The 15182-nt window shown below is 63.7% G+C and carries 14 protein-coding genes; 9 read left to right on the plus strand and 5 right to left on the minus strand.

Going from position 1 to position 15182, the window contains the following annotated elements; translation table 11 throughout:
• Positions 1-6: 6 nt before the first annotated feature.
• From ACQ4WQ_RS20075 to ACQ4WQ_RS20090, 4 genes are all read right to left on the minus strand, one after another.
• Positions 7-711, minus strand: coding sequence for an anaerobic ribonucleoside-triphosphate reductase activating protein (locus ACQ4WQ_RS20075; protein ID WP_436499456.1), 705 nt, complete (start codon positions 709-711; stop codon positions 7-9).
• On the minus strand, positions 704-901 hold the full coding sequence (gene nrdD / locus ACQ4WQ_RS20080; RefSeq protein WP_436499458.1) for an anaerobic ribonucleoside-triphosphate reductase: 198 nt from the start codon (positions 899-901) through the stop codon (positions 704-706). The genes ACQ4WQ_RS20075 and nrdD overlap by 8 nt, the downstream gene beginning before the upstream one ends.
• Positions 898-2646: a ribonucleoside triphosphate reductase gene (locus ACQ4WQ_RS20085; protein ID WP_436499460.1), complete on the minus strand. Its 1749-nt coding sequence runs from the start codon at positions 2644-2646 to the stop codon at positions 898-900. The genes nrdD and ACQ4WQ_RS20085 overlap by 4 nt, the downstream gene beginning before the upstream one ends.
• Positions 2647-2764: 118 nt before the next feature.
• Complete coding sequence (locus ACQ4WQ_RS20090; protein WP_436499462.1) at positions 2765-3181, minus strand: hypothetical protein; 417 nt, start codon at positions 3179-3181, stop codon at positions 2765-2767.
• A gap of 161 nt (positions 3182-3342) precedes the next feature.
• Here ACQ4WQ_RS20090 and ubiU point away from each other — a divergent pair, with 161 nt between their 5' ends.
• The 3 genes from ubiU to ubiT are packed head-to-tail and all read left to right on the plus strand — an operon-like array spanning position 3343 to position 5834.
• Positions 3343-4380 carry a ubiquinone anaerobic biosynthesis protein UbiU gene (gene ubiU, locus ACQ4WQ_RS20095; protein ID WP_414654798.1) on the plus strand — a complete coding sequence of 346 codons (1038 nt, stop codon included), beginning with the start codon at positions 3343-3345 and terminating at the stop codon, positions 4378-4380.
• Between the two features lie 9 nt (positions 4381-4389).
• The gene (ubiV, locus tag ACQ4WQ_RS20100) at positions 4390-5286 is read left to right on the plus strand and encodes a ubiquinone anaerobic biosynthesis protein UbiV (RefSeq protein WP_436499464.1); all 897 of its coding nucleotides are present in this window, start codon (positions 4390-4392) and stop codon (positions 5284-5286) included.
• A 20-nt stretch (positions 5287-5306) separates the two neighbouring features.
• The gene (ubiT, locus tag ACQ4WQ_RS20105; protein WP_326459098.1) at positions 5307-5834 is read left to right on the plus strand and encodes a ubiquinone anaerobic biosynthesis accessory factor UbiT; all 528 of its coding nucleotides are present in this window, start codon (positions 5307-5309) and stop codon (positions 5832-5834) included.
• Positions 5835-5859: 25 nt separating this feature from the next.
• Here the strand turns inward: ubiT and ACQ4WQ_RS20110 are convergent, their stop codons facing one another.
• Positions 5860-6123 carry a heavy-metal-associated domain-containing protein gene (locus ACQ4WQ_RS20110; RefSeq protein WP_077402408.1) on the minus strand — a complete coding sequence of 88 codons (264 nt, stop codon included), beginning with the start codon at positions 6121-6123 and terminating at the stop codon, positions 5860-5862.
• Between the two features lie 249 nt (positions 6124-6372).
• Between ACQ4WQ_RS20110 and ACQ4WQ_RS20115 the strand changes: the two genes are divergently transcribed.
• The 6 genes from ACQ4WQ_RS20115 (at position 6373) to ACQ4WQ_RS20140 (ending at position 15176) form a co-directional block, all read left to right on the plus strand.
• Positions 6373-7233: a substrate-binding periplasmic protein gene (locus tag ACQ4WQ_RS20115; protein ID WP_436499467.1), complete on the plus strand. Its 861-nt coding sequence runs from the start codon at positions 6373-6375 to the stop codon at positions 7231-7233.
• A 271-nt stretch (positions 7234-7504) separates the two neighbouring features.
• A complete protein-coding gene (aspT, locus tag ACQ4WQ_RS20120; protein WP_436499469.1) occupies positions 7505-9187 on the plus strand; it encodes an aspartate-alanine antiporter in 1683 nt (560 codons plus the stop codon).
• Positions 9188-9243: 56 nt separating this feature from the next.
• Positions 9244-10932 carry an aspartate-alanine antiporter gene (aspT, locus tag ACQ4WQ_RS20125; RefSeq protein WP_326459101.1) on the plus strand — a complete coding sequence of 563 codons (1689 nt, stop codon included), beginning with the start codon at positions 9244-9246 and terminating at the stop codon, positions 10930-10932.
• A gap of 69 nt (positions 10933-11001) precedes the next feature.
• Positions 11002-12612, plus strand: coding sequence for a bifunctional aspartate transaminase/aspartate 4-decarboxylase (locus ACQ4WQ_RS20130; RefSeq protein ID WP_326459102.1), 1611 nt, complete (start codon positions 11002-11004; stop codon positions 12610-12612).
• 177 nt (positions 12613-12789) lie between these two features.
• Complete coding sequence (locus ACQ4WQ_RS20135) at positions 12790-14199, plus strand: TolC family protein (RefSeq protein WP_436499471.1); 1410 nt, start codon at positions 12790-12792, stop codon at positions 14197-14199.
• Between the two features lie 2 nt (positions 14200-14201).
• The gene (locus ACQ4WQ_RS20140; protein WP_326459104.1) at positions 14202-15176 is read left to right on the plus strand and encodes an HlyD family secretion protein; all 975 of its coding nucleotides are present in this window, start codon (positions 14202-14204) and stop codon (positions 15174-15176) included.
• Positions 15177-15182: the final 6 nt, after the last annotated feature.

The raw sequence follows: 15182 nt of genomic DNA on the forward strand, positions 1-15182 counted from the left end.
GCAGGATCAATTGCCATGGTTACGGAATGTAAAACGGGGAAACATGGCGCCGATTTGCGCCACAGTGTCCGCCGCCGGATAGCCGTGCAGGGGGCGGCCGGCCAGCGCCGCATCCAGGCAGCCTTCGGCGCGGAACTGCTGCAGCACGTAGTTGTCGACGCCCTGGGCGGCCAGGGTGGCGGCCAGGGCCAGCAGCTGTGCATCGGGCAGCAGGTCCGGATGGGCGGTGGTGCGGCATTCGTAGGCGACGCCGCTGGCGAGGATGGCGTCCAGGCAGGCGCGCGCCGGGTCGCCGCTGCCGGCCACGCGGGTCACATGACGATAGTCGGCAAACGGCGCCTTGATGTCGAAGCCCACCCAGTCGACCAGGGGCAGCACTTCCTGCAGGCGCTGCGGGTAGATGCAGGCCGTGTGCAGGCCGATGCCGAAACCCAGGGCCCTGACGTCCAGCATGGCGCGCGCCAGCGCCGGGTCCATGCACGCCTCGCCGCCGCTGAAGACGACGGCGTCGACGAGGCCCACGCGGCGCCGCAGCCAGGTCAGGACGTCCTGCCACGGCATGGCGCCTTCCGGCGTGCGCGCCTGCAAGTGCGGATTGTGGCAATAGCCGCAACGCCAGGGGCAGCCCTGCACGAACACCACGGCCGCCAGCTTGCCCGGATAGTCGGTGGCGGAAAAGGGCGTCAGGCCGCCCACTTTCAACTCAGCCATGGCAGGCGGGCTGGCCAAGCCGGGCGCCCGCTTGCGTAAAATACTGGCGCTCGTGGAATTCGCCCTGCTTGCCGATGTTGAACGAGGCGACGGGGCGGTGATAGCCCATCACGCGCGTCCAGATTTCGCAGCGCTGGCGTTCGGTGTCGAGCAGGGTGATGGCGGGATTGAAGTCGGGACGTGCATTCATGGCGTTTCCTCAAGTGATGGAACAATGTGGGCCTGCTTGCGGGCGATCAGTTCCGCGTCGCAGGTGGGGCAGAATTCATGCTTGCCGGCCAGGTAGCCGTGGCGCGGACAGATGGAAAACGTGGGCGTGACGGTGATGTAGGGCAGAGAAAAGCGGCTCAGGGCGCGTTTTACCAGTTCGCGGCAGGCGTTCGCGTCCGACAGCGCTTCCGTCATGTACAGGTGCAGCACCGTGCCGCCCGTGTACTTGCGCTGCAGCGCATCCTGCAATTCCAGCGCTTCGAACGGGTCGTCCGTGTGGCCGACGGGCAGTTGCGACGAGTTCGTGTAATACGGGTTGTCGACGGTGCCGGCCTGCAGGATGGCGGGATAGCGTTTGCGGTCTTCGCGGGCGAAGCGGTACGTCGTGCCTTCGGCCGGCGTCGCTTCCAGGTTGTACATATGGCCCGTCTCTTCCTGGAATTGCACCATGCGGGCACGCACGTGGTCGAGCAAGCGGATCGCCAGCGCATGGCCCTCGGCGGACGTGATGTCATGGGCGTCGCCGCTGAAATTGCGGATCATCTCGTTGATGCCGTTCACGCCCAGCGTGGAAAAGTGGTTGCGCAAGGTGCCCAGGTAGCGCTTCGTGTACGGGAACAGGCCTTGCTGCATCAGTTCCTCGATGGTGCGGCGCTTGATTTCCAGGCTGGTCTTGCCCAGTTCCAGCAGGCGGTCCAGGTCGGCCATCAAGGCTGGCTCGTCGCCGCGCCACAGGTGGCCCAGGCGCGCGCAGTTGATCGTCACCACGCCCAGGGAGCCCGTCTGCTCGGCGGAACCGAACAGGCCATTGCCCCTTTTCAGCAGTTCGCGCAAGTCCAGCTGCAAGCGGCAGCACATGGAGCGTATCATGTTTGGCTTGAGTTCCGAATTGATGAAATTCTGAAAGTAGGGCAGGCCGTAGCGGGCCGTCATCTCGAACAGGCGTTCGGCATTCTCGCTATGCCAGTCGAAATCCTCGGTGATGTTATAGGTGGGGATGGGGAAGGTGAAGACGCGGCCCTTGGCGTCGCCCGCCATCATGATCTCGATGTAGGCGCGGTTGATCATGTCCATTTCCGCCTGCAGCTCGCCATAGCTGAAGTCCATTTCCCGGCCGGCGATGACGGGAATTTGCTCGCGCAGGTCGTCCGGGCAGACCCAGTCGAAGGTGAGGTTGGTGAACGGCGTCTGCGTGCCCCAGCGCGACGGCACGTTGAGGTTGAAGATCAGCTCCTGCATGTACTGGCGTACGTCTTCGTAGCGCAGGCTGTCCTTGCGGATGTAGGGCGCCATGTAGGTGTCGAAGGAGCTGAACGCCTGCGCGCCGGCCCACTCGTTTTGCAGGGTGCCGAGGAAGTTGACGATCTGGCCGATGGCGCTCGACATGTGCTTGGGCGGGCCCGATTCGATCTTGCCCGGCACGCCATTCAAGCCTTCATGCAGCAGGGTGCGCAGCGACCAGCCGGCGCAATAGCCGGCCAGCATGTCGAGATCGTGGATGTGCAGCGCCGCCTCGCGGTGCGCCGCGCCCACTTCCGGCGGATACACCTGGTCCAGCCAGTAGTTTGCGATGACCTTGCCCGACACATTGAGTATCAGGCCGCCTAGCGAGTAACCCTGGTTGGCGTTGGCGTTCACGCGCCAGTCGCGCCGCTCCAGGTACTCATTGATGGACGCGGCGACGTCGACCTGGCCGCGTGTGGGGGAAACTGCATTTGTCGTCATGAAACCTCCAATAAACACAACATGCGGTGTTTTTATGGAGATTAATCACTAAATATAGTGGCGTCAAAGGGCGCGTGCAGTGGCGTGACGAATCCTTGATGCAGGTGAAAAAAACACCTCAGCCGCGTTTGTTCCAGCGCGTTTCGCGCAGGATCAGCCAGCTCGCGCAAAAGAACGCGGCGCCGCAGGCGGCGATGCTGATGACAGACGCGGGCAGCACGTGCGTCCAGATTTCCAGCGGCGTGTAGGTGCTCCAGCTGGCCACGCGCGCGTCGAAGGTGACGTAGTTCGCCAGCAGCCAGTAGACGGCCAGCAGGCCCGTGCAGATGGCGGCCTGACGCAGCAGCGGCATCTTGCGGCGCGCGAACACGGCCAGCAGGAACAGCAGCAGCACGCCTGGATACGCGCCCAGCACTTCCGGCGACAGCACGGAGATGGTCCCTGTCTCATAGCCATCGGCCGGACCGGCCCACTGCACCTGCAGCGCGGTGAGAAACAGGGTAAGCAGGAAAATCAGCAGCGGTTTGCGGGTCATGGCGGGCAATCGGATAGGGAAAAAGTGGGGCATTTTACAGCCAGGTCAAGCAAGTGGAACGCGCGCCAGTCATGCATGCATTCCTTCACCTGCGTCAAGGACTGGGCGGCATGGGCGGGGCTATAGTCTGCACCCTGAGCCGATACAGGACTGAGAACACCATGATGCTTGAATCAACCACCGCCACCCGCGTGGCCGGACCGCTGGAACTGGTCTGCCCCGCCGGCAGCCTGCCCGCCTTGAAAGCGGCCGTCGACAATGGCGCCGACACCGTGTACCTGGGTTTTCGCGACGCCACCAATGCGCGCAATTTCGCTGGCCTCAATTTCGACGAAAAGGCCATCGCCGAGGGCGTGCGCTACGCCCACCAATATGGACGCAAGGTGCTGCTGGCGCTGAACACCTATCCGCAGCCGCACAACTGGGCCGTGTGGCGCAGCGCCATCGACCGCGCCGCGCAGGCCGGCATCGACGCCATGATCGTGGCCGATCCGGGCCTGATGGCGTATGCGGCGCAGCATCACCCGCAGCTGCGCCTGCACCTGTCCGTGCAAGGCTCGGCCACCAACTACGAAGCGATCAATTTTTACCATGAACACTTCGGCATCGCCCGCGCCGTGCTGCCGCGCGTGCTGTCGATGGCGCAGGTCGAACAATTGATCGCCAAGACGGAAGTCGAGATCGAAGTCTTCGGCTTCGGCAGCCTGTGCGTGATGGTCGAAGGGCGCTGCGCGCTGTCGTCGTATGCGACGGGCGAGGCGCCGAACACGCACGGCGTGTGCTCGCCGGCGAAATCCGTGCGCTGGCTGGAAACGCCGAACGGCCTCGAATCGCGCCTGAACGGCGTGCTGATCGACCGCTACGCACCCGGTGAAAACGCCAGCTATCCGACCCTGTGCAAGGGGCGTTTCGAAGTCAACGACGAAGAGTATTACGCCATCGAGGAGCCGGCCAGCCTGAATACGCTGGCGCTGCTGCCGCAACTGATCGCCATGGGCGTGCGCGCCGTGAAGATCGAAGGGCGCCAGCGCAGCCCCGCCTATGTGGCGCAGGTGACGCGCGTGTGGCGCGAAGCGATCGACGCCTGCCGCGAAGGCAATGCGCGCTACGCCGTCAAGCCGGGCTGGATGGCGGCCATGGACAAGCTGGCCGAAGGCCAGCAGCACACCTTGGGTGCCTACCACAGATCTTGGAAATAAAGGATGAACATGCTGAAGCTTTCACTGGGCCCCTTGCTGTACTACTGGCCGCGCGCCACCGTCTTCGACTTTTACCAGCAGATCGCCGGCACCGCCGTCGATATCGTGTATCTGGGCGAAACCGTCTGCTCGCGCCGGCATGAGCTGCGCCTGGCCGACTGGCTCGATATCGCCGACATGCTGGCCGCCGCCGGCAAGGAAGTGGTGCTGTCGACGCAGGCGCTGATCGAGGCGGGCGCCGAACTGGCCACCCTGCGCCGCATCACGGGCAATGGGCGCTACGGCGTCGAGGCCAACGACATGGGCGCCGTGCACTGCATGGAAAAGGGCGCGTCCTTCGTCGCCGGCCCCCATTTGAACCTGTTCAATGGTCCCAGCCTGCAGCTGCTGGCGCGCCTTGGTGCGCGGCGCTGGGTGATGCCGCTGGAAATGGGGCAGACGGCGCTGGCCGAGATGCAGCGCCAGAAACCGGAAGGGCTGGAGACGGAAGTGTTTGCCTACGGCCGCATGCCGCTGGCGTTTTCCGCGCGCTGCTTCACGGCGCGCAACCGCAACCTGCCGAAGGACGACTGCGGCTACAGCTGCCTGGAAGAGCCGGACGGCCTGCTGCTGCGCACGCGCGACGCAGTACCCTTCCTCGTGCTGAATGGCACGCAGACGCAGTCGGCGCTCGTCTACAACCTGGTGCGCGAACTCGATGCCATGCGCGACATGGGCGTGGATGTGGCGCGCATCAGCCCGCAGGCGATGAACACTGAAAAAGTCATCGCCATCTTCGACCGCGCCCGCCGCGGGCAGGTCAGCGGCATCGGCGCCCAGGCCCAGCTGGCGGCCTGCCAGCCGGCCGGCGCCTGCGACGGCTATTGGCACGGCCAGCCCGGCATGGAACAGCACGCCGCCCATTGAACGCATCGAAAGGAAGCACCATGCAAGATCAACTGGAAAGATTGCCCGTCCCGGCCAAGCCTGCCATGAGCAAGCCTGCCGTGTCGTACCGGCTGCCCGAACCGCTGGCCGAATTGCTGTCCAAGCTGCCGCCGTATCCGGCCTCCTGGCTGTTCGTGCAAGGCTTGAACCGCCTGCTGGCGCCGCAACTGCCCGACGACGTGCGGCGCAGCCTGGAAGGGCGCAGCCTGCGCTTGCGCCTGCTGGACGCGGGTATCGCCTTCGATTTCGAGTGGCAGGGCACGGTGTTCGTGGCCGAGCGCTATGCCGACGTGCCGGACCTGTGCATCGCCGCCAGCGTGCATGATCTGATGCTGCTGGCGCGGCGCCAGGAAGATCCGGACACCCTGTTCTTCAGCCGCCGTTTGAGCCTGGAAGGCGATACGGAACTGGGTTTGCTGTTCAAGAATACGCTCGACGCCATCGAATTGCCGCCGTTCGACCTGCAGGCGCTGGGACCGCGCCGCGTGCTGGCGCATCTGCGCGACCGGGGCGCGCGGGAAGGCTGAGCGGGAAGCTGGCGGCGGCAGGCGTTCAGTGGCGGCAGTGGCCGCAGGCGCCGCTGCACGAGGCCAGCTGTTCTTCATCCGTCGCTTCGCCCATGAAGCCGGCGTCGTTGACGGCGGCCAGCAAACGCTCTTGCGTGGCCAGCCGTTCGTCGAATTGCACCGTGGCGCCGTGGCGCGCCAGCGAGACGCAGACGGTGGCCACGCCCGTGACCGCCTCAAGTGCGCCCGTCAATCTGTCGGCGCAGCCTTCGTGATCCATTCCAATAATATTCAAGCGCGCTGTCTGCATGTGGTCCTCTTGTTTTTCAGATAAAAAAACAGCGTAGGCGAGGGGCGCGCATGCCGTCCAGAGCCGCACGCAAGATTTATTTTCTATTTGCGGTTTTATTGATCTGGATTAATTCCTACCCCTCCAGTCCGGCCTGAAACTGCTGTTGTTTTATACACAGTTTCCATAATCCAGTCGACAATCGTGCTCTGCTGCGTGATACTGTCATTCTGATAAGAATGCTGATGAACGCACTGGAAAGGAGGGGCCATGCAGCGCCGCCCCCTGCTCAAGCTTGCCGCCCTGTGGCCGTTGGGCGCCGCCGCCGGCACGCCGTTGCCGCTCGTGTATCCGCGCCACCAGGCGCTTGATGATCCGCAGCAAGGTTATGTGACGGCCTTGCTGCAAATGGCGCTGGCCCGGTCGGGCCAGGCGTATTCCTTGCGCCGCTCCGAACTGCGCATGGTGCAGACGCGCGCCATGCAGGAAATCGCCATGGCATCGGGCAGCGTCGACGTCGTCTGGGCCATGACGAGCCGCGCGCGCGAAACGCAATTGTTGCCGGTGCGCATCCCCATCGACCGTGGCCTGATCGGCTGGCGCGTGGCCCTGATCCACGCCCGCCAGCCGCTGCTGCTGCGGGGCGTGCGCAGCATCGCCGCCCTGGCGCGGCTGTCGGCCGGCCAGATGCGCGACTGGCCCGACTCCGCCATCCTGCAGGCGAATGGCCTGCGCCTCGATACCTCGAGCACCTACGAAGGCCTGTTCCAGCAACTGGCGGCGGGACGCATCGATTACTTTCCCCGCTCCGTGATCGAAGCCCAAAGCGAGCTGGCCAGCCATGCGCAATTGCCGCTGGCGCTAGACACCCACCTGGTCATCCGCTACCCGGCCGCGCTGTATTTTTTTGTCGGCAAGCACCGGCCGGAACTGGCGCGCCACATCGAAACGGGGCTGGAAACCATGCTGGCCGATGGCAGTTTCGCGCAGCTGTTCCAGCGCCATTTCGGGCGCCTGGCCGAGGCTTTGCAACTGTCCCGTCGGTACGTGCTGGAGCTGGCCAATCCGGACTTGCCGGAGGAGACGCCGCTGGCGCGCAAGGCACTTTGGTATCGTCCAAAACATTACTAATAGTTTTATTGATCAGTGTCAAACAACCGCTCCAATCGTGCGCAGGATGTTTGAGGAAACGCAAGGCGAGTTCAACAGAACACCTGTTGACACTTATAAAATTTTCGCCGAACATAATTCCATCTTGCAACACTTTGCAACACTTTCCCAGCGAAGGCCGCCATGGCGGCTGTCGTGCCGGACCCGTGCGCCCGTTCAACAGCAAGCTGCCGCCAGCCGCTGAACGTCCTGTTCCCTTGTAACCATCCGTTATCTTTTCGAAGGTTTGCCCATGCTCGACTCGATCACGTCGGTATTGCGCCAGGTGCCGGAATTGGCCCTGTTCCTGGCGCTGGCGCTTGGCTACGCGGTAGGGCAGATACGCTTCGGACCCATCCAGCTGGGCGGCGTGTGCGGCACCCTGATCGCCGCGCTGCTGATCGGCCAGCTGGGCATTACCTTGGACGCCAGCGTCAAGAACGTTTTCTTCATGCTGTTCATCTTTGCCCTCGGCTATGCGGGCGGTCCCCAGTTCTTCGCCAACCTGAATGCCAAGGGCTTGCGCCTGGGTCTGCTGTGCCTGATCGAAGTGGTGGTGGTGCTGGCGCTGGTGCTGCTGGCCACGCGGTTCCTGGGCCTGGACCAGGGGACGGCCGCCGGCATGATGGCGGGCGCGGCGACGGAATCGGCCGTCGTCGGCACGGCCACGGACGCGATCTCGAAGCTGGCGCTGCCGGCCGCCCGCATCGCCGAACTGCAAGCCAACGTGGTCACCGCGTATTCCATCACGTACATCTTCGGCCTGATCGCCATCGTCATCGTCACCAGCCAGATTTTTCCGCTGTTGTTGCGCGTCAACCTGCGCGAGGAAGCCGATAAATTGTGGGAAAAGATGGGCGGCGCGCAAACCGATGGCGACGGGGTGCAGGCCACGCCGGAAATGGTGGGCCGCGCCTACCGCATCAGCCGGGGTGCGGGACGCCGCCTCGATGCATTGCAGCATATTTTTGCGGGCCGCGCCAGCATCACGCGCGTGCGCCGGCATGGCAAGGTCTTGCCGCTGGAGCCGGCACTGCGCCTGCGCAATAACGACGAAGTGCTGGTGATCGGCCACCGTCCTGCGCTGGTGGCGGCCGAAGCCATCCTGGGCGAGGAATTTGCCGATACGACGGGCTTGAACATGGCCGTCTCCGCCGTCGAAGTGGTGCTGCAGCAAGCCGCGCTCGTGGGCCAGCCCTTGCGCCAGCTGGCCTTGCCCACCGGCGTGCACGTGGCGGCCGTCGTCCGTGGCGAGCACAGCATGCCACCCTTGCCCGACCTGGCCCTGCAGCGCGACGACGTGCTGCGCCTGTACGGCACGACGGATGGGCGCGAACTGAACACGGCGCTGGCCGCCATCGGCAAGCGCGTGCCCACGGGCGACCGCAGCAATATCGTCTACGCCAGCATCGGCATCGTGCTCGGCGTGTATATCGGCGGCTTTAGCGCCAGGCTGGGCGGCATTCCGTTTTCGCTGGGCACGGGCGGCGGGGCCTTGCTGACGGGGCTCGTGTTCGGCTGGTACCAGGCGCGAAAACCGGGCATGCCGGGCATCCACCCCAGCGCGCTCGACATGATGAAGGATATCGGCCTGGCCACCTTCATCGCTTGCGTGGGCCTGGCGTCGGGACCGCAAGCGATCGAGCTGGTGCGCCAGTACGGCCTGTCGCTGCCGCTGATGGGCGTCCTGATCGCCGTCATCCCCGCCTCGCTGTCGTTGCTGGTGGGTCACTTTTTCCTCAAGCTGGAAGCGCCCGTGCTGCTGGGCGCCATCGCCGGTCAGCAGTGCAGCACGCCAGCCTTGTCGGCCGTGCAGAACGCGGCCGGCAATTCCACGCCCTTGCTGGGCTACACGATCACGTATGCGATCTCGAACGTGGTGCTGCCCTTGCTGGGGCCGCTCATCGTGGCCCTGGCCGGCTCGGTCCACGCATGAGCAGCTTGCAAGAGCACAGGCAGTAAAGAATTCCTTCAACACGAAAGGCGGTCCGCATGGAATGGTTGCATGAGTTATTCAAGAAGTCGCCCGAAATTGCCTTGTTTCTCTCCCTGGCAGTGGGCTACTACATCGGCAAGATCAAGTTCGGCTCGTTCCAGCTGGGCGGGGTCGCCGGTTCACTGCTGGTGGCGGTCCTCGTCAGCCAGGTAGGCGTGGCCATCGATCCCGGCGTCAAGTCGGTATTGTTCGCCCTGTTCATTTACGCGGTCGGCTATGAAAGCGGACCGCAATTCTTCAATTCGCTGGGGCGCCAGTCCGTGCGCGAAATCATCCTGGCCGTCGTGCTGGCCGTGACGGCGCTGCTGACGGTGGTCATCATGGCCAAGGTGTTCGGCCTGGACAAGGGCCTGGCGGCCGGCGTGGCGGCGGGCGGCTTGACGCAGTCGGCCATCATCGGCACGGCCGGCGATGCGATCACCAAGCTGGGCCTGGCGGCCGACGAGGTGGCGCGCCTGCAGGGCAACGTGGCCGTCGGCTATGCCGTCACCTATGTGTTCGGCTCGTTTGGCGCCATCATCGTCTGCGTCAACATCTTGCCTAAACTCATGGGGCGCACCATCCGCGAAGATGCGATCAAGGCGGAAACGGCGCTGCAGGCGGGTGTGCAGGTGCTGGGACCTGGGCAGACGCCGGCCGCGCCCGACCTGATCGGCCGCATCTACGACGTGGGTCCCGGTGCTGGACGTTCCGTGGCGGACATCGAAAGCGCCAATCCGAACACGGCCATCACCATCGAGCGCGTGAAACGCAATGGCCAGATCATCGACGTCAGCCCGGACCTGGTGCTGGCGGCCGACGATATCGTGCTGCTGGTGGGCCGCCGCGAAGCGATGCTCAGCGTGTCTTCCCAGCTGGGCAAGGAATTGCTGGCCGTCGAAGGCATGGAACTGGTGATGCAGCGCCGCGACATGGTGCTGACCAACAAGGCTTACCACAACAAGACGGTGGGCGAAATCCGCAGCGCGACGGCGCCGGGCGTGCGTCACGGCATCTTTGTCGTGCAGCTGAGCCGCATGGGCAAGATCCTGCCCATGCAGCCGGAAACCGTGGTGCAGACGGGCGATGTGGTGACCATCTATGGCGCCGAGCAGGACGTCAAGCGCGTGGCGGCCGAAGTGGGCTACATGATCGTGCCGAGCGCCAAGACGGACTTCGTCTACATGGGCGCCGGCCTCGTCGTCGGCCTGCTCGTGGGCTTGCTGGTGGCGCGCATCGGTTCGATTCCGCTGACACTGGGCAGCGGCGGCGGCGTGCTGCTGTCGGGCCTCGTGTTCGGCTGGTTCCGCGCCAAGCGCCAGACCTTCGGCTACATGCCCAGCGGCGCCGTGCAAATCCTCAAGGATCTGGGCCTGGCCGGCTTCGTTGCCGTCGTCGGCCTGACGTCCGGCCTGCAAGCCGTGCAAACCGTGCGCGAACACGGCCTGACCCTGTTCGGCGTGGGCGTGGTGGTGACCATCCTGCCGATGATTTTGACCATGCTGATCGGCCGTTACGTCTTGCGCTATGACAACGTGGCCGTGTTTGCGGGCGCCTTGTCCGGCTCGCGCAGCGCCAATCCCGCGTTCGGCGAAGTGCTGAATGCGGCGCAAAACTCGATTCCCACCGTACCGTTCGCCATCACGTATGCCTTGGCCAACGTTTTCCTGACCCTGCTGGGGCCGCTGATTGTGGCCTTCGTCTGAGTCTGCATGTATGAGCAAGAACCTTTGCAAGAACCCTCAAAATTATCAGTCTGATAAGGAGTAGCAAAAATGGATTTCAGTAACCCAAGCAAACTCGCCCTGTTGAGCCCATTCGAATTGAAGGATGCGCTGATCCAGACGGCCAAGCAAAGCAACCGCCTGATGCTCAATGCGGGCCGCGGCAACCCGAATTTCCTGGCCACCACGCCGCGCCACGGTTTCTTCCAGTTCGGCCAGTTCGCCATGACGGAAGCGGAGCGCTCGTATGTGTACATGGACGACGTGGGCGGCTTTCCCACGCGCGAGGGCATCGAGGCGCGCTTTGAAATCTTCGTGCGCCAGCACGCTGAGACACCGGGCGTGCATTTCATCGAGGCGGCCGTGTCGTATGTGCGCGACCAGCTGGGCCTGAGCGCGGGCGACTTCATCTATGAGATGTGCGAAGCCATCCTCGGCTGCAACTATCCCGTGCCGGACCGCATGCTGCGCCTGTCCGAGAAAATCGTCGGCCAGTATATCCACCGCGAAATGGTGGGCGACCATCCGTTTGTCGGCAACTTCGACATGTACGCGGTCGAAGGCGGCACGGCGGCCATGACCTATCTGTTCGCCAGCCTGAAATCGAACCACATCATCCAGGAAGGCGACACGATCGCCCTGGGCATGCCGATCTTCACGCCGTACATCGAAATTCCGCAGCTGAACGATTACAAGCTGAACACCGTGCACATCGATGCGCCGCAATCGAACAACTGGCAATTCACCAAGAAGGAGCTGGACAAGCTGCTGGACCCGAAAGTGAAGGCTTTCTTCCTCGTCAACCCCAGCAATCCGCCATCCGTCAAGATCGACGACGAGACCCTGGAATACATCGCCAAGATCATCAAGAAGCGCCCGGACCTGATCATTTTGACCGATGACGTGTACGGCACGTTCGCCGACAATTTCGTCTCGCTGTTCGCCATCTGCCCGTTCAACACCATCCTCGTGTATTCGTTCTCGAAATACTTCGGCGCGACGGGCTGGCGCATGGGCGTGGTGGCCACGCATGAAAACAATGTGCTCGACGACAAGATTGCCAAGTTGCCGGAAACCATCAAGAAGCAGCTCGATGCGCGCTATCACTCCATCACGACGGAACCGCGCCAGCTGAAATTCATCGACCGCCTGGTGGCCGACAGCCGCACGGTGGCGCTGAATCACACGGCTGGCCTGTCCACGCCCGTGCAGGCGCAGATGACCTTGTTCTCGCTGTTCTCGCTGATGGATGAAGAGCAAAAGTACAAGCAGTCGATGAAGCGCATCGTGCTGCGCCGCAAGGAAGCGCTGTACCGCGAACTGGGCTTGCCGATGGTGCACGACGCCAATTCCGTGCGCTACTACCATCTGCTGGACATGGAATCCTTGGCCGCGCAGATGCATGGCGTGGAGTTTTCGCAGTGGCTGCTGAAAAAACTGAAACCGAACGAAGCGCTGTTCCGCCTGGCCGAGGAAACGGGCGTCATCCTGCTGCCGGGCCGCGGCTTCGGCACCACGCATCCGTCCGGCCGCGTCTCGCTGGCCAACCTGAACGAATACGACTACGCCAATATCGGCCGCGCCATCCGCAGCATGGCGTCCGAGTTCTTTGCCGTGTTTGAAAAGGAAAAGGAAAAGGGCGGCAAGAAGGCGAAGAAGTAAGCCGGCAGCTGCTTCCCTGAGTAAAACGGGCGCCCCGCATGAGGCGCCCGTTCTTGTCTGTCAGCGTGCGTAACCAATAGTGCAGGCTGGAATGGACATCCGTGGATATAATTGCTATTGTGAAAGTATAAACATGGCAACCCCGTGCTTTCCCCTCATTCATTGACTGGACGCTACATGGGCAGATTGCAAGGACATTTATCATTATTGCTGGCGAGCGCGCTGGGCGCGGCCATGCCGGCCCTGGCGGAACCTCTGACATTCAGCGAAGCGCTGCAGCAGGCAGCCGCCGCTTCGGGCGCCGTGCAGGGCGCCGCGCTCGACGTGCGCGCGAAAACCCTCAAGGCGGAGGCGCTGTCGAATATCGACGGCCCTTCCGTGGACCTGACGGCGTTTCGCGGCCGTCTGTCGACGGACTTGAACATCGATACGAGCGGCTTGTCCGGCGTGGTGGGCGGCATCGAGTCCGTGCTGCCATCGATTCCCGGCTTGCCCAAGCCACAGATTCCCAATTCACTGAGCCGCGAGGTGGTGACGGACCTGACCTCGTTCGGCTTGCTGGGCATGTGGCCCATCTACACGGGCGGGCGGCTGGATGCCGTCAAGGGCCTCGCTTCGAGCCTGACCCTGGCCGCGCAGGCGGAGCGCGCGGAAGCGGAAGAACAGCTGGCGACCCTGGTGGCGCAGCGCTATTTCCAGTTGCTGCTGGCCAAGCGGGTGGTGGCCGTGCGGGCCGAAGTGACGGCCGGCGTGACGGAGCATCAGCGCGACGCGGCCAGGCTGGAAAAGGGCGGCCTGATTTCGCGCGCGGAACGCCTGCGTGCCGACGTGGCCCTGGACAGCGCCCGCAGCGACGAGGCGCAGGCGCGCAGCGACGAGGAAATCGCCCAGGTGGCGCTCGACCGTTTGCTCGCTGTCAACACGCAAGTGCGGCCCAGCACGCCCCTGTTCGTCAACAGCTTGCCGGTGGGGACCTTGCAATCGTTCATCAGCACGGGCATGCGTGAAAATGCGAACTGGAAAAAGATCGACAGCAAGCGCGTGCAGGCCGAACAAGCCTTGAAGCTGCACGGCAAGGAATACGCGCCCACCGTGTTTGCCATCGGTAATTACAATCTGAATCGCGGCAACGAAAAGCTCGTGCGCTCGAACTGGGCCATCGGCCTCGTCGTGGCCGTGCCGCTCGTGCACCGCATCAACACAGGCAAGATGATCGCTGCCGCCAAGCTCGACCAGGAGCGCGTGGAAGTGGTGGCGCGCCAGGCCGAGCGCGACATTCCCACCCTGATCGAAAAGAACTGGCGCGCGCTGGAAAACGCCCGCATCCAGTACCTGTCCACGGCGTCGTCGGTGGAGCTGGCGCGCGAAAATATCCGTTTGCAAACGGTCGCCTTCCAGCAAGGACAAGTGACGTCGCTGGAAGTGGTCGACGCGCGCCTGAACCTGGCCAAGGTCGAGACCCAGCGCGCGCAGACGGCCTATAACTATGTGATGGGGCTGGCGCAATTGCTGGAAGCGACAGGCGAGACGCAGCGCCTGGGCAGCCTGGCCGCCGCGGCCGATATCCAATTACCTGTGGACAAATAATAATGAGCACTTCCAAAAAACCATTGGCCATAGTCGCCGCCATCATCGTCCTGGGCTTCGTGGGCTGGGGCTTGTACCAGGCGTTCCAGCCGCAGCGCCTGCCTTTGCAGGGACAGATGGATGCGCAGGAAGTGAATGTCTCGTCGAAAGTGCCGGGCAGGGTGGGCGAGCTGTACGTCAAGCTGGGCCAGACGGTGCCGAAAGGCGAGCTGCTGTTCCAGCTGACGAGTCCGGAAGTGGATGCGAAGGTCGCGCAAGCGACGGCCGCCACGCAGGCAGCCGATGCCGTGGCGCAAAAGGCGCAAGCGGGTGCGCGTCCCGAAGAAATTGCCGCCGCCAAAGCCAACTGGGAACGGGCGCAAACGGGCGCCACCATCGCCAAGACCACGTACACCCGCGTCAATAATATGTACGAGCAAGGCGTGATCGCGCAGCAGAAACGCGACGAGGCGCAAGCGCAATGGCGCGCCGCCGACCAGCTGGCGCAGGCGGCCCGTGCGCAATATGACATGGCGCAAAAGGGCGCCCGTCCGGAAGACAAGACGGCCGCCGCCGCCCAGGCGCGCCAGGTGGGCGCCGTGCTGACGGAAGCGCAGATTGCCCTGGCGGAAACGAAGATCGCCGCGCCGGTGGCGGGCCAGGTCAGCAAGATCCAGATACAGCCCGGCGAACTGGCGCCGCAAGGCTTTCCCGTAATTACCTTGGTGAACCTCGATGACGCCTGGGCCGTGCTGCAGGTGCGCGAAGATGAAATGGCCGCGTTTGCCATGGGCAGCACGCATACGGCCAATGTGCCGGCCTTGAAGCAGCAAGTGAGCTTCAAGGTCAGTTCCGTGGCCGTGCTGCCCGATTTCGCCACGTGGCGTGCGGCCCGCCCGGGCGGCACGGACTTGCGCACATTTGAAATCCGGCTGCGCCCCGCCATCAAGGTCGAGGGCTTGCGTCCGGGCATGTCGGTCGTGTTTCCACCGCTCTGATACGCG

The organism is Janthinobacterium goodfellowi (genome assembly GCF_051380695.1).
GTDB lineage: Bacteria > Pseudomonadota > Gammaproteobacteria > Burkholderiales > Burkholderiaceae_D > Janthinobacterium.

Excerpts from the sequence above, each read along its gene's own strand:
- ACQ4WQ_RS20075 (WP_436499456.1), bottom strand. The coding sequence starts at position 711 with ATGGCTGAGTTGAAAGTGGGCGGCCTGACGCCCTTTTCCGCCACCGAC.
- nrdD (WP_436499458.1), bottom strand. The coding sequence starts at position 901 with ATGAATGCACGTCCCGACTTCAATCCCGCCATCACCCTGCTCGACACC.
- ACQ4WQ_RS20085 (WP_436499460.1), bottom strand. The coding sequence starts at position 2,646 with ATGACGACAAATGCAGTTTCCCCCACACGCGGCCAGGTCGACGTCGCC.
- ACQ4WQ_RS20090 (WP_436499462.1), bottom strand. The coding sequence starts at position 3,181 with ATGACCCGCAAACCGCTGCTGATTTTCCTGCTTACCCTGTTTCTCACC.
- ubiU (WP_414654798.1), top strand. The coding sequence starts at position 3,343 with ATGATGCTTGAATCAACCACCGCCACCCGCGTGGCCGGACCGCTGGAA.
- ubiV (WP_436499464.1), top strand. The coding sequence starts at position 4,390 with ATGCTGAAGCTTTCACTGGGCCCCTTGCTGTACTACTGGCCGCGCGCC.
- ubiT (WP_326459098.1), top strand. The coding sequence starts at position 5,307 with ATGCAAGATCAACTGGAAAGATTGCCCGTCCCGGCCAAGCCTGCCATG.
- ACQ4WQ_RS20110 (WP_077402408.1), bottom strand. The coding sequence starts at position 6,123 with ATGCAGACAGCGCGCTTGAATATTATTGGAATGGATCACGAAGGCTGC.
- ACQ4WQ_RS20115 (WP_436499467.1), top strand. The coding sequence starts at position 6,373 with ATGCAGCGCCGCCCCCTGCTCAAGCTTGCCGCCCTGTGGCCGTTGGGC.
- aspT (WP_436499469.1), top strand. The coding sequence starts at position 7,505 with ATGCTCGACTCGATCACGTCGGTATTGCGCCAGGTGCCGGAATTGGCC.
- aspT (WP_326459101.1), top strand. The coding sequence starts at position 9,244 with ATGGAATGGTTGCATGAGTTATTCAAGAAGTCGCCCGAAATTGCCTTG.
- ACQ4WQ_RS20130 (WP_326459102.1), top strand. The coding sequence starts at position 11,002 with ATGGATTTCAGTAACCCAAGCAAACTCGCCCTGTTGAGCCCATTCGAA.
- ACQ4WQ_RS20135 (WP_436499471.1), top strand. The coding sequence starts at position 12,790 with ATGGGCAGATTGCAAGGACATTTATCATTATTGCTGGCGAGCGCGCTG.
- ACQ4WQ_RS20140 (WP_326459104.1), top strand. The coding sequence starts at position 14,202 with ATGAGCACTTCCAAAAAACCATTGGCCATAGTCGCCGCCATCATCGTC.